The organism is Amycolatopsis sp. NPDC003861 (assembly GCF_053605405.1).
Map to the genome: position 1 here is coordinate 52,686 of NZ_JBSGJD010000017.1, position 12,753 is coordinate 65,438.

Genomic DNA, 12,753 nt, shown 5'->3' on the forward strand with positions numbered 1-12,753 from the left:
TCAATCACGCGAGTTACGGGGCTGATCACGCGAGTTCCGGGTTCGGTCACGCGGGCGGAACTCGAGGCACGCGCCGGCCGCGGCCAACGCGCCTGCCGTGCACGTCGCCGCGGTGACCACCTGGGTGGGTGATCCGTGCAGCCACGTCGTGATGAGCAGGGCCTCCGCGGCGACTGCCGACCACATCAGCACCGTCACGCGGCGGTCGCCGTCGGCCAGCCGTGCGTACAGCAAGATCTGGACCAGCGCCAGCATCGAACCCGCCAGGGCGAACGGCCACACCGCCATCGTGCTGCCCGCGTACCGCGCGCCGCCGATCACCGCCAGCAGCGAGGGGCCCAGCACCAGCGACACCAGCAGCACCAAGGCGTCCAGCCCGCCGCACACCAGCAGCGCCACCGGCAGCACCCGACGACGGCGGTCGGACACCGCGAACCGCGGCAGCACCAGCACCCCGACCGCCTGCGGCAGCCAGTACGCGATCTTCGTGACGATCGCCCCGAGTGCGTACTCGCCTGCCTCGCCCGCCGGAAGCGTGTGGCGCGCCAGGACCAGGTCCAGGTTGACCAGCAGCACCAGCGCCAGCATCGCCTGCGCCGTGTGCAGCACCTCGCTGCCGTGGCGGTCGGCCCAGCGGGGCCGCGGGCGGCCGCAGAGCTGCCAGCCCGCCACCACCACCGCGAGCGAACCCACCGCCGCGCCGGCCAGCGCCCCCGTCGGGGACCCCGAAAGCACCAGCCCCACCAGCGATCCGCCGACCTTGCCGGCGCCCTCCAGCGCGATCAGGCCGGACAGCACGGCGAACCGGTGGCTGCCCTGCAGGAGCCCGTGGAACACGCCCAGCAGCGTCAACGGCCCGAGCGCCGCCGTCACCAGCAGCGCCGGGGCCAGCGAACCCAGGTGCAGCAACAGCACCAGCAACGGGCTCAGCATCAACGCCGTCGTCGCGACGATCGCGCTCGTCACCAAGCCCAGCGCGAACAGCGAACCCTGGGACAGCGACGGCGAGCGGGCGACCCGCAGCGCCACCACCGTCTGCAGGCCCATCGCCGGGACGACGCCGATCACCAGCACCGCCAGCAGCGAGCTCAGCTCTCCGAACGCGCCGGGCGCGAGGATCCGCGCGGCGGCCAGACTCAGCACGTAACTGGCCGCGTTGTTGCCCGCGAGCGCGAGCGAGACGAGGATCGCCGCGACCCGGTTGCCCGTCCGGGCCGGGACTTCGGTGTCTACGCTCAACGGCGGGCTCCCGTTACCGGTGGGTAATGACCAGGGACCATAACCGCGCACGCAACGGAAAGGAAGGGCCGTGGACGCACCGGGCAGGCGGCTGGCCCTTCCCGTGCTGGCGGCCGCGCTGGCGTTCGCCGTCTGCGGGCCCCTGCTCGGACGTGGGTTCGTCCTGAGCTACGACATGGTGTTCGCGCCCCGGCAGTACTTCGTGCCGGACGCCTTCGGGGTCGGCAGCACGCTGCCGCGGTCGGTTCCCGCCGACGCCGCCGTCGCGCTCGCCACCACCGTGCTGCCCGGCGACATCGTCCAGAAGCTCGTCCTGCTCCTGGCCATCTTCTTCGCCGCCCTCGGCGCGGGACGGCTCGTCCCCACCGAACACCTGGGCACCCGGCTCGTCGCCGCGACGGCCTACGCCTGGACGCCATACGTCGCCGAGCGGCTGTTCATCGGGCACTGGCCGCTGCTCCTGACCTACGCGGCCCTGCCGTGGCTCGTCGGCGCCGGGCTCGCCGTGCGCGCGCACGAACCCGGTGGCCTGCCGCGGCTGGTGATCGCCGGCGCCCCGGCCGTGCTGACCCCGCCGGGCGGCGTCCTCGCGGCGGCCGTCATGGTCGTGGCCGCCGGTTCGCGGCGGCTGTGGCAGACGGTTCCGCTCGCCATCGCGCTCAACCTGCCCTGGCTGGTCCCGACGTTCCGCAACGCCGGCGGCACGTTCTCCGACCCGGCCGGCGTGTCGGCGTTCAGCGCCCGCGCCGAAAGCTGGGGCCCCGCCCTGCTGAGCGTGCTGGGCCTCGGCGGCATCTGGAACGCCCAGACGGTCCCGGAAAGCCGGTCCGTGCCGCTGGTTCCCCTGCTGACGCTCGTCGTCGTCGCCGTAGCGGTCGCCGGGCTGTGGCCACTCGCGCGCCGCTGGGGGAAGGCCCCGGTCCGCTCCCTGACGGCTCTCGGCGTCCTCGGCGTGCTCCTGGCTTCGCTGGCGACGTTGCCGGGTGGCGACACGCTGCTCACCGCCGCGACGCGGTACCTGCCCGGCGCCGGACTGCTGCGGGACGCCCAGAAATGGGTGGCTTGGTGGGCCTTGCCGCTCGCCCTGGGTTTCGCGCTGGCCGTCGAAGCCGCCGCGGCGAAGCTGAACACCGCGCGGGGACGCGTCGGCTTGGTGACGGCGGCGGTCGTCTTCCCGCTGCTGACCATGCCGGACCTCGCCTGGGGCGGCTGGGGACGGCTGGCCACCGCGCACTATCCGGCCGACTGGCAGGCAGTGTCCGAAAAGCTCGGTGACCGGCCCGGCGACGTGCTCGTGCTGCCGCTCTCGGCGTTCCGCGGGTTCGCGTGGAACGACGGCCGCACCCAGCTCGACCCGGCGCCGCGCGTGCTGCCGAAACCCGTGCTGATGGACGACACCCTGCTGGTCGGTGCCGAGCGGATCGCCGGTGAGGACCCGCGGATCGGGGACGTCAACGCGGCGGCGTCCGCGCGGGAGCTCACCGACGCCGGCATCGGCTGGATCCTCGTCGAACACGGGACACCCGGCTACGTCGACTCGCGGTTGCTCACCGGCGCGACGCCGGTGTGGTCGGGTGAGTGGCTGACGCTCTACCGGACCCCGGGTGAGCCCGCCGTGAAAGCGATCTCGTGGGCGCCCGCCTTGCTGGCGAACGGAGTAGCGCTCACGTTGCTGTGCGTCGCAGTGTTGTGCCGCATGTTACCGATGCGTACATTGGGCCGCGGCAGGATTCTCCCGCCGTGGAAGGAGTGACACGTGGGCACGGTCATCGGCGCGATCGTCGCCGTCATCATCGGCGGCGGAGCGGCGACAGCGGGGGGCTTCGCCCTCATCACCTCGGCCAACCCGGACACCGCCGCTCCGGTGCAGGAGAAGCTCAACGCGCAGGTGAAGTACAACCCGGCCGACCACCCGCTCAAGCTCTACGGGGACCACTGACGCTCGCCTCCGACCACGCCCACCGCGTCGTCGGGCTCTACGGCGACCCCACCGTTTCCTGGAGCATCCTCCTCGAAGCGGAACTCGGCGCGGCCGCACCGGAACCGGAGAAGCTCCGGGCGCGGCTGGCGGCCGCCATCCAGCAGTACCCGCATCTCGGTGTGCTGCCCGGAATCGAACGGATCGGCGACCTGGCGGAAGTCCGGGATCGCTTCGCTTCGGCGCCCTACGCACGGGACGCGCCGCTGGTGCGCGTCGCCGTCGGCGAGCAGACGCTCCTCATCGCCGCGCACCACGGCGCCCTCGACGGCCTCGGCCTGCTGTCCCTGCTCGGCATCCTCCTCGACGTCCCGGTTTCCTCGGGGGCGCGCGGGATCGGCGAACGGACCGGCGGCAAACCCTTTGCCCTTTCGGCCCTCCAGCGGCTCGCTGAGGCGCTTTTCGCGCCACCGGGCCGGATCACGCCCGACCGCGGGAGCGAGGGCGTGGGAGACGTCTTCGTGGCCTGCCACGAGCCCCGCCTGCGCTTGGGGGCCGCGGGGTTCGTCGCGGCCGCCGCCCGCGCCACCGAACGCTGGAACCGCGCGCACGGCGCCCGCACGGCCCGGGTCGTGGCTGCGCTGGGCGCGTCACGGAGGTCCGGTGCGGCGCCGGAACCGGTGCACGACAGCGCGTTCTTCCGGCTGCGGCTGGCGCGCGGCGCGGACGTCGCCGCGGTCCTGCGGGCCCAGCCGCCGGAGCCGGACTTCCCGGCCCGCAGCAGCCGCCTGGCCCGGCTGGGCACGCGCTTGCTGGCGAGCCGGCTCGGGTCCACGTTCCTGGTGTCGAACCTCGGTGTGGTGTCCACCGGGGACACCGTGCGGACGCTGGCTTTCTACCCGGCGGCGAGCGGCCGGTCAGGCGTGGCGTTCGGCGCGGCGACCACCGGCGGCCGGACCACGGTCACCGTGCGGGCCCGCCGCAAGGACTTCGACGCGGCCGCGGCCGCCCGGCTCCTCGGCGAGTTCCGGGACGCGGTACGGGACCAGGGTCCGGGGCCGGGGGACCGGCTGCCCGGAGACGTCCCGCACCAGTGACTCGAACTGGCCGACACTGGCGTCCCAGCTGTACTTCCCGGCCCGCTCGGCGCCCGCCAGGCCCATCTCCGCGCGGCGGAGACCGTCGGCGAGCAGGCCGTCGACCTGCGCGGTGAAGTCGTCGAAGTCGTCGGCCAGCAGGCCGGTCCGGCCCTCCACGATGGACTCGGTGACGCCGCCGGCGGCGCGGTAGGCGACCGAGGGGACGCCGTGCGCCGCGGCCTCCATGATGACGATGCCCCAGCCCTCTTTGACCGACGGGCACAGGTGCAGCCACGAGCGCGCGAGGATCTCGTGCTTGGCCTGCTCGTCGACCCAGCCGTGCAGGACGACCCGGTCGGCGACCCCGCGCGAAGCCGCGTGGTCGCGCAGGACCTCGTCCCACGGCCCCTGCCCGACGACCTCCAGCCGCAGCGACGGCCAGCGTCGCGCGAGCCGCGCGACGACGTCGATGGCGTGCTCGATCCGCTTGTGCGGCACCAGCCTGCTCACCGCGACCAGGGTCGGTTCACGGTCCCGTCCGGACGCGCACGGCGGGGGTGCGTCGAGGCCGTTCGGGACCACCGTGACGCGCTCGCGGCCGACGCCCAGCTCCGCCAGTTCCGCCTTGGTGACCTCGGAAACCGTGACGTAGGAGCACTTGCGGAACAGCCACGGCGCCAGCCGCGACTCGATCCACCAGCCGACCCGGCCCAGGGTCTCGCCGAGCGCGCTGATCCACTGTTCCTTGTGGACGTGGTGGACCAGTACCAGCACCGGGCAGCCGGCGACCAGCCGGGCGAAGAACGGCATCCCGTTCTGCACGTCCACCACGAGGTCGGCGCGGGCGCGGCGGATCGCGCGCAGGGCGTGCAGGTAGACGCCGAACTTGTTGCCGCGCCGCCGGTAGCGGACGCCGTCGCGCCACTCGCCCGCGGTCGCCCCCGGGTAGGCGGCGCACTGGATCTCGACCCGGTACCCCGCTCTGGCCAAGCCTTCGGCCATCCGCTCGACGTACCGCTCGGAGCCGCCGCCCTCGGGGTGGCCGGTGTCGCGCCAGTTGAGGAGGAGCACACGAGGACGTTGCATCGGGTTTTTCCAAACTGTAGCGACGGTGCTAGGTTACTGGTGCGTACACCCTAGATGAACGTATTCCGGAAAGCGACGGTTCAATGGTAGGTAATCCGGTTCTCGTCGCGACGGCGCAACCGCATCGCGCCACGCTCCGCCGGTCCGTGACCCTGTTCCGGACATTCCTCACCGAGCAGACCGACCCGGACGGCTTCTATTCCGCGCTCGCCGCCGACTCCGTCCGGCAATTGGCCTCGCACGCTCCGCTGCCGGGGCGCACGGTGCTCGACGTCGGCGGCGGGCCGGGGTATTTCTCCGACGCCTTCCGCGCGGCCGGCGCGGTCTACCTGGGCCTCGACCCGGACGTCGGCGAGCTGTCCGCCCGCGGCGAGCCGGGGGAGAACATGATCCGCGCCAGCGGCACGGAACTGCCGGTGCGCACCGGATCCGTGGACATCTGCTACTCGTCGAACGTGCTGGAGCACGTCTCCGAGCCGTGGGTCATGCTCGACGAGATGTGCCGGGTGACCAAGCCCGGCGGCACGGTCTTCGCGTCGTTCACCCCGTGGTATTCGCCGTGGGGCGGTCACGAGACAGCGCCGTGGCATTTCCTCGGCGGGCATTACGCCCGGCAGCGTTATGCCCGGAAACTCGGGAAGCAACCGAAGAACAAATTCGGCGAAAGCCTGTTCCCGGTTTCGGTCGGCGCCGCGCTCCGCTGGGCGAAGGCGACGCCGCTCGCCGATCTGGTGGCCGGGTATCCGCGGTACCACCCGGGCTGGGCGATGTGGATCGTGCGGATTCCCGGCCTCCGCGAAATCGCGTCCTGGAATCTGGTCCTGGTGCTGCGGAAACGCTGATTCAGGTGCGGGCGTAGACCGCCTGGCGCCGCTGCCTCGGCGCCGGCGGCGGGGCCGGGCGGCGGCGGACCAGCAGGTAGACCGCGACGAGGATCAGCACCCCGCCGCCGATGCCGAGCCAGAGCGGGCCGGTGCTCGACAGGAACTCCAGCTTGCCCTTGTTCGCGTCGATCTGGTCGACCATCTGCGCGATCGTCTTGCCGTTGTAGGCGAGCGTCCCGTCGAACACGACGGTCGGCGTGCCGCCGGTGGCGCGGCGCAGTTCCTGGTGCTGCTGTTGCTGCTGCTTCACCTCGACGCCGGTGACCGGTTCCACCCACATCGTGTTGACGCCGCGGTAGTACAGGTCCGCGTCGACGCTCGACTCGGTGGCCCCGACGAGCGAGCCGGGCACCGACTTCGTCTCGAGCTTGGTGTCCGGGATGTCCTGCACGAACTTGTAGGTCTCGATCCCGTTCACCTCCTCGACGCCGGTGAACCGGGCGGTGACGGCCTTGCCCGTGTTGTCGTCGTAGACCGGGTAGTCCTTCTGCTCGGTGCCGAAGGGGAACTTGAAGTTCAGGCCGGGCTGGGCCTTGTAGATGTTCTGCTCGGGCGGCTTCTGGCCGTCCTTGTCGGCCTTGTCCTTGAGCTCGGTGACGTAGCTGCTTTCCTTCGTGCAGCTCGGGTCGGCCGCGCCGCGCGGGTCGTAGCCCTCGGCGGTGCGCCGGTCGAAGCAGACCTGGCGCTTGCTCGCGGTGATCACGGTGCCGTCGGAGTCGTCCTTGACCTGCACCGCGAGCAGCCAGACCGCGTAGTCGGTGTCGGCGTGCATCTCCGGCCGGGCGAAGTTCGCCTGGACACGGGCGGTGGCGGTCAGCTTCGCGATTTCGCGGATCTCGGTGACCGGGCCGGTGCCCTTGTCGGTCACGGCGAGGACCTTGCTCGCGGTGCCTTCCAGCACCGACGTCGAATCCTGGTCGAGCGGCACCTTGGCGAGCTTCGGGTAGACGTAGGTCGGCAACAGCACCGCCCCGGCGACCGCGAAGACCCCCAGCGCCAGCAAGATCAGGCCCACAGCTCGTCGCAACGGTCCTCCTGGGTGGACACAAATTACCCGGCGGTAATCAGGTGCACGGATAGTGGCCCGCGCCACGTCGCGCGTCAAAGTGTGACCGGCGGTCACAGACGTCCGGTGCGACCGGAAGGTCGCATGCGCACGGCCGTTCGGACCAAGCGACCAAACATGTTTGTTCCCGGGCACAACGGGCCCGGGCTCACCATCGGACGATCCCCAGCCGCCGCGCCGGACCGAGAAGGAGAAAATCCCTTTTGCCCCAGGACCCCTCGATGGTCGCCATCGCGGCGACCGCGCGCTGGCGGGCCCGGATCGTGGCGGCGGCCGCGAGCGCGGGAATCACCCTCACCGACCCCTTGGCGGGCGTGCCCGGAATCCGGGTGGTGACGTGCGCCTCGGGCGACCTCGCGGCGATCGTCCCCCGGCTGGACCGGGGCGCAGCCGCGTCCCGGCCGGCGATCGGAGCGCATTCGGACTCGATCGCCGACCGGGAGCTGCGGGACGCGGTGGCGGACGTCGCGGCCCTGCTTTCATTGCACGGGAACGTGGTACTGGACCTCGACGCGGGCGGCCGGCGGTCGCGCCCGGCCCGTCCGGACGTGGTGGTTTCGGCCGGAGTGGACCGTCCCCAGTGGACGGAGCCGGCGGTGACGCTCCCGGTGGGGCGCGACCGCCGAGGCGGCCCGCTGAAAGTGGCTCTGACGGCGGGCCCGGGCTTCGAGGGCGCGCTGCTGGAGCTGGCCCGCTTGGTCGAAGCCGACGCGGCTTAGCCGGTCAGTCCTCGCCGAGGATCGCCGTCGCCCGGATCTCGACCCGCATACCCGGCGCGCCGAGCGCCGCCACGCCGAGCTGGGTCCAGATCGGGGCCCGGTCGCCCATGCGCTTGCGGAACTGCGCCACCATCACCCGCGTGTGGTCGTCGCCGATGGTGTCGTCCGCCGTGGGGAGGTGGAACGAATCCACCGAGACGACGTCCGCCCAGGTGGCGCCCGCCGTGGCCAGGGTGCGCTCCACGTTGTCGAACGCCCGGACGATCTCCTCTTCGAGGTCCTCCGGGAACACCGTGTCGTCGTCCCAGCCGCCCTGGCCCGAGATCTCGACGCGGTTGCCGATGCGGACCGCCTGGCTGTAGTGCAGGGCGGCCAGGTGGCGCGGGCCGTAGCCCGGGGTCACGAAAAACACGAACGTCTCCTCCGATTGACTTCACGCTTGAAGTCAAGCTAGCACAACTTCAAGCGTGAAGTCATCCCGCGGCGGATAGGGTGCCACCCATGGGCACGGATCACGGAGGCACGCGCTGGCTCAGCCCGGCCGAAAAGGACGCCTGGACCGGGCTGGTCTCGCTCATCCTGCTGCTCCCGGGCCGCCTTGAAGCGCCGCTGCAGCACGAAGCCGGCCTGACGCTCTTCGAGTACCTCACCCTCAGCCACATCTCGGAGGCGCCGGAGCGCCGCCTGCGGATGAGTGAACTCGCCTACCTGGCCAACGGTTCCCTGTCCCGGCTGTCCAATGTGGTCAAGCGGTTCGAGCAGCGCGGCTGGGTCGCGCGCTCGCCCGATCCCGGCGACGGCCGGTACACCCTGGTCGCCCTCACCGACGCCGGGTTCGAGGTGGTCGAGGCCGCCGCGCCGACGCACGTGCGCAGCGTCCTGGACGTCCTCGACCCGCTCACCGCGGCTGACCAGCAGGCGCTCGCCCGGATCGCCGCCAAGCTGCGCGTCCGGCCCGCCGACCTGGGCTAGAGGTCTTCTTCGACCCACTCCAGCAGGTCTCCCGGCTGGCAGCCGAGCACCCGGCACATCGCTTCCAGCGTGCTGAAGCGGACCGCTTTCGCGCGGCCGTTCTTCAGCACTGCGATGTTGGCCGGCGTGAGGCCGACCTTCTCGGCGAACTCCCCGACGCTCATCTTGCGCTTGGCCAGTTCGACGTCGATGCGCACGACGATCGGCATCAGATGACCGCTTCCAGGTCGGACCGGAGCGTGGTCGCCTGGCGCAGCAGGGCGCGCATGACCACCATCAGCAGGCCGATCACCGTGATCGCCACGGTCACCAGGAACAGCAGCATCGGCATGCCCGGGTCGTCCGCGTTGAAGCCGACGAAGAGCAGCATGCCGACGAACACCAGCCACGCGGCGGCGACGGACCACACGATCGCGTCCACCCACTTCAGCGATGCCGTGGTGAAGATCCGGTCCTTCTTGACCAGGGTCAGCAGCTTCCACGTCGCGACGACCACCACCTCGACGCACAGCACCAGGAACACCGCGATGGCGGTCAACGGCCAGCGCAGCGGCGCGTCGTGCGGGTTCTGCTGCGTGTGGTAGGCGATCCCGCCCGGCAGCGACAACGTCTGGAACACGACGAGGACGCCGAACAGCACCACGAGGAACACTCTGAGCGCGGCGACAGCCCACTTCTCGGTAACCATGCGCCGACTATCGCCGGGTTCCTATCGAAAGTCAATCGGTAGTGATCGAAAAGCGATCAATCCGGCTCGGGATCAAGGCGGACCGACTCGAGGGCGACGTACAGCTCGCCGACGTCCACCGGGTCGGTGAGGTCGCGCTTGGTCAGCTCCTGCACGCGGCGCAGGCGGTAGCGGACCGTGTTGGGGTGTACGAACAGCCGGTCCGCGGCGTCCTTCGCCGAGCCGTGGCCGGCGAACCAGGCCAGCAGCGTGTCGAGCAGGACCTTGCGCTCCGCGCCCGGCAGGGCGAGCACGCCGGCCAGCGCCGAGCGGACGACGTCGCGGGCCATCCCCGGCGCGGCCGCCACCAGCGTCGTCACCGGCGAATCGCCGAACACCACCACGCCCGCGGTCGCCGCCGGCAGCGAACGGCGGGCGATCCGGGCCCGGTGCAGGGCGTCCGGGACGTCGGGGAAGCCGGTGAACGGCCGGCTCATCCCGGCCGCGACCGGCAGCGAACCCAGCACGTCGCGCAGCCGCCGGACGTCCTCGATCCGGTCGATGGCGACCAGGCCTGCCTCGCCGCCGGGCCGCCACGCCGACCGCCAGCGCCGCGCCCGCAGCAGCGCCTCGACGGAGTCGTGCTCGTCCGGCTCGACGCGTTCGGTGACCACGGCGACGAACATGCCCGCGGTCGGCAGGCCCAGCTCGCGGGCCGCGGCCTCCATCTCGGCCTGCCCGGCGAGCCGGCCGCGCAACAGGTCGTCCAGCAGTCGCGCGTTGGCGTGCGACGGCTCGGCCGCGACCTCCTCGTACGCGGTGGTCAGCGCCTCCGAGTAGTAGTCGATCGCCTTCCAGACGTAGGAGTTGATCTCGATCGTCCGCGCCGGGTTGAGGAATTCCGGGCCCGCGAGCTCGAGGAGTCCTTCGTAGACGAAGGTGCCGCCGATCCGGAACGCGCGCAGCACGGCCGGCAGCGGGATGCCCTGGCGCGCCTGGGCGAGGCCGGTCTTGCGGGCGGCGTCGAGGGAGAGGCCGCGGCCTTCGGCCAGCGCCGTCAGCGCGCGTTCGAGGTTGGCTTCGCAGACCTGCCGCAGCTCGTCCGGGGCGGCGTCGGCCACCTGCCGGTAGAACTCGTCCTGCTCACTGAGCAGCCGGGCGAGGCGGTCGGCGAACTCCGGCAGCCGGGTCAGCATCTCGCGGACCAGTTCGCGGTGTTCGCGAGAGACCGGCCTGGCCGGAGCTTCGATGCCCATTCCTCACTTTAGCTCGGGTCCGCCGCCCGGGACACGCACGAACTTGAGCAAAATTCATGTCCACCGGGTGATCGACGTCGTGAGCTCTTGACGGCTCAGGCCGGCTTGCGCGCGGTCAGGTAGACGTGCGGCTCCGGGCCGGCGCCGGGGTGGTCGGGCACGAACTCGGCCTCGTCCGCGCGGACGATTTCCAGGCCCGCGGCCTGCAGCCGCTCCTTCAGCGGGCCGGCGGCGAAACTGTAGGCCCGGACCGGGTGCCCCATGAAGACGATGTCGACGCCGTCGACGTCGGCCGGCACGGTGGCGAAGACGAGCAGGCCGCCGGGCTTCAGCCAGGCCGCCAGCCGGCCGAACATGGTCTCCTGGTCGGCCCGGGGGAGCTGGAGCATCGAGAAGAAGGCGGTGATCGCGTCCCAGGTGGCGTCCGCGAAGGACAGGTCGCGCATGTCGCCGAGCTCGAACCGGGCGGCGGGCACCTGGCTGCGCGCGATCTCGACCATCTTCGGGGCGACGTCGTACCCGGTGACGTCGTGGCCGCCGGCGACCAGGGATTCCGCGGTGGGACGCCCGGTGCCGGAACCGAGGTCGAGCACCTCCGCTTCCGGCGGCAAGGCGTCGAGCAGGTCGGTGAGGGCGGCGCGGTGCCCGGTCGCGGTGCGGAAGGCGTGCTCGTAGTCGGTGCCGAGCGCGTCGAAGACTTCGGCGGCGGTTTCGGGGCGCGTCATGCCCGGGACTCTGCCAGACCTAGGATCGCGCCGTGGCTGGTTTGCGGGGTGTCTTCGCCGGGTTCGGCAAGAGCAGGGCGTTCGCGGTGCTCGGGCGGGCGCTCGTGCCGGCCGACCGGGTGCTGCTGCGGATCAGCGGCGGCCGGGTCGGCGTCGGCGCGGCGGTCGGGCTCCGGACGTTGCTGCTCACGACGATCGGCCGGCGCAGCGGCGAACCCCGCCAGGTGCCGCTGCTGTACGTCGCGCGGGAGACGGGGTACGTCGTCATCGGCTCGAACTGGGGCGGCGAGGCGCACCCGGCGTGGTCGGCGAACCTCCTGGCCCACCCGGCGGCGACGGTCGCGCTGAACGGGCGCACGATCGACGTCACCGGGCGGCTCCTGACCGGGGACGAGCGCCAGGAGATGTGGGACGCGGTGGCGGCGTACTGGCCCGCGTACGACCGGTACGCCGTGCGGGCCGCACACCGGGACATCCGCGTGTTCCTGCTGGAGCCGGTCAGCCGATGAGGTCGGTGTGCCGGATCCGGTACACCTGCAGCCGCAGGTTGTAGTACTTGTCGGTCTCGCCGACCCAGTTCATGCCGAGCCGCTTGGCGACGGCGATCGCCCGCGTGTTGTTCGGCCGCGCGACGGCGAACAGTTCCTCGGTGTCCTGCGTGAAAGCCCATTCGATGAGGGCGGTCGCCGCCTCGGACGCGTAACCCTTGCCCCACACGCCGGGCGCCAGCTGCCAGCTCAGCTCGAGGTCCTCTTCGAACGGAGGCAGCAGCCGGATGCCGAGGCCGCCGATCACCGCACCGTCCTCTTTGCGCTCGATGGCCCACCGCCCCCGCGGCGGCGGCAGGTTCGGCTGCGCTTCCTGCCAGGCGTGCAGCACCGCGCGCATCGCGCCGATGTCGCCGACGCGGTCCATGGCCGGGGTCAGCCAGTGCGTGACGTCTTCCGCGCCGTAGATGGCGAACGCGGCTTCGGCGTCGGCAGGCGTCCAGTCCCGGATCACGAGCCGGTCGGTGCTCAACGGGGTCTCCATACCAGGACGTTACGCCGGGACCGGTTCGTCCGCGAGCGCGTCGAGGAACTCCCGGACGCCGAAGCCGTCGTGCTCGCCGCGGGCGCCTGGACCGGGCGGCTGCACCCGCT

The 12,753-nt window shown here is 71.9% G+C and carries 15 protein-coding genes; 6 read left to right on the forward strand and 9 right to left on the reverse strand.

Annotated elements, in window-relative coordinates:
• On the reverse strand, positions 1–1,239 hold the full coding sequence (locus ACWEVN_RS07290) for a lipopolysaccharide biosynthesis protein (protein WP_452050605.1): 1,239 nt from the start codon (positions 1,237–1,239) through the stop codon (positions 1–3).
• Between the two features lie 70 nt (positions 1,240–1,309).
• Here ACWEVN_RS07290 and ACWEVN_RS07295 point away from each other — a divergent pair, with 70 nt between their 5' ends.
• Positions 1,310–2,992: a hypothetical protein gene (locus ACWEVN_RS07295; protein ID WP_452050606.1), complete on the forward strand. Its 1,683-nt coding sequence runs from the start codon at positions 1,310–1,312 to the stop codon at positions 2,990–2,992.
• A gap of 3 nt (positions 2,993–2,995) precedes the next feature.
• Positions 2,996–3,178 (forward strand): hypothetical protein, encoded by a 183-nt coding sequence (locus tag ACWEVN_RS07300; protein ID WP_310967336.1) that lies wholly within the window; start codon positions 2,996–2,998, stop codon positions 3,176–3,178.
• An 896-nt stretch (positions 3,179–4,074) separates the two neighbouring features.
• Here the strand turns inward: ACWEVN_RS07300 and ACWEVN_RS07305 are convergent.
• On the reverse strand, positions 4,075–5,307 hold the full coding sequence (locus tag ACWEVN_RS07305; RefSeq protein ID WP_452050611.1) for a glycosyltransferase family 4 protein: 1,233 nt from the start codon (positions 5,305–5,307) through the stop codon (positions 4,075–4,077).
• A gap of 161 nt (positions 5,308–5,468) precedes the next feature.
• On the opposite strand from ACWEVN_RS07305, the gene ACWEVN_RS07310 reads away from it, so the two are divergent.
• Positions 5,469–6,164 (forward strand): class I SAM-dependent methyltransferase, encoded by a 696-nt coding sequence (locus ACWEVN_RS07310; RefSeq protein ID WP_449681059.1) that lies wholly within the window; start codon positions 5,469–5,471, stop codon positions 6,162–6,164.
• A 1-nt stretch (position 6,165) separates the two neighbouring features.
• Here ACWEVN_RS07310 and ACWEVN_RS07315 read toward each other — a convergent pair whose 3' ends face one another.
• On the reverse strand, positions 6,166–7,233 hold the full coding sequence (locus tag ACWEVN_RS07315; protein ID WP_452050607.1) for a DUF3068 domain-containing protein: 1,068 nt from the start codon (positions 7,231–7,233) through the stop codon (positions 6,166–6,168).
• Positions 7,234–7,493: 260 nt separating this feature from the next.
• Here ACWEVN_RS07315 and ACWEVN_RS07320 point away from each other — a divergent pair, with 260 nt between their 5' ends.
• Positions 7,494–7,991, forward strand: coding sequence for a hypothetical protein (locus tag ACWEVN_RS07320; protein WP_452050608.1), 498 nt, complete (start codon positions 7,494–7,496; stop codon positions 7,989–7,991).
• 4 nt (positions 7,992–7,995) lie between these two features.
• Here ACWEVN_RS07320 and ACWEVN_RS07325 read toward each other — a convergent pair whose 3' ends face one another.
• On the reverse strand, positions 7,996–8,403 hold the full coding sequence (locus ACWEVN_RS07325; RefSeq protein ID WP_449681056.1) for a RidA family protein: 408 nt from the start codon (positions 8,401–8,403) through the stop codon (positions 7,996–7,998).
• A gap of 89 nt (positions 8,404–8,492) precedes the next feature.
• Between ACWEVN_RS07325 and ACWEVN_RS07330 the strand changes: the two genes are divergently transcribed.
• Entirely contained in the window at positions 8,493–8,963 is a 471-nt protein-coding gene (locus ACWEVN_RS07330; RefSeq protein WP_449681055.1) for a MarR family winged helix-turn-helix transcriptional regulator, read from the forward strand.
• Here the strand turns inward: ACWEVN_RS07330 and ACWEVN_RS07335 are convergent.
• From ACWEVN_RS07335 to ACWEVN_RS07350, 4 genes are all read right to left on the reverse strand, one after another.
• The gene (locus tag ACWEVN_RS07335) at positions 8,960–9,172 is read right to left on the reverse strand and encodes a helix-turn-helix domain-containing protein (RefSeq protein WP_310967346.1); all 213 of its coding nucleotides are present in this window, start codon (positions 9,170–9,172) and stop codon (positions 8,960–8,962) included. The genes ACWEVN_RS07330 and ACWEVN_RS07335 overlap by 4 nt on opposite strands.
• Positions 9,172–9,651, reverse strand: a complete 480-nt coding sequence (locus tag ACWEVN_RS07340; RefSeq protein WP_449681054.1) for a DUF2975 domain-containing protein — start codon at positions 9,649–9,651, stop codon at positions 9,172–9,174. Before ACWEVN_RS07340 ends, ACWEVN_RS07335 begins: the two co-directional genes overlap by 1 nt.
• A 56-nt stretch (positions 9,652–9,707) precedes the next feature.
• A complete protein-coding gene (locus tag ACWEVN_RS07345; protein ID WP_449681053.1) occupies positions 9,708–10,886 on the reverse strand; it encodes a PucR family transcriptional regulator in 1,179 nt (392 codons plus the stop codon).
• Between the two features lie 95 nt (positions 10,887–10,981).
• Positions 10,982–11,611, reverse strand: coding sequence for a class I SAM-dependent DNA methyltransferase (locus ACWEVN_RS07350; protein ID WP_452050609.1), 630 nt, complete (start codon positions 11,609–11,611; stop codon positions 10,982–10,984).
• 41 nt (positions 11,612–11,652) lie between these two features.
• Between ACWEVN_RS07350 and ACWEVN_RS07355 the strand changes: the two genes are divergently transcribed.
• The gene (locus ACWEVN_RS07355) at positions 11,653–12,120 is read left to right on the forward strand and encodes a nitroreductase family deazaflavin-dependent oxidoreductase (RefSeq protein ID WP_449681252.1); all 468 of its coding nucleotides are present in this window, start codon (positions 11,653–11,655) and stop codon (positions 12,118–12,120) included.
• Here ACWEVN_RS07355 and ACWEVN_RS07360 read toward each other — a convergent pair.
• Complete coding sequence (locus ACWEVN_RS07360; protein ID WP_452050610.1) at positions 12,110–12,643, reverse strand: GNAT family N-acetyltransferase; 534 nt, start codon at positions 12,641–12,643, stop codon at positions 12,110–12,112. The two genes, ACWEVN_RS07355 and ACWEVN_RS07360, sit on opposite strands and share 11 nt — an antisense overlap.
• Positions 12,644–12,753 lie beyond the last annotated feature (110 nt).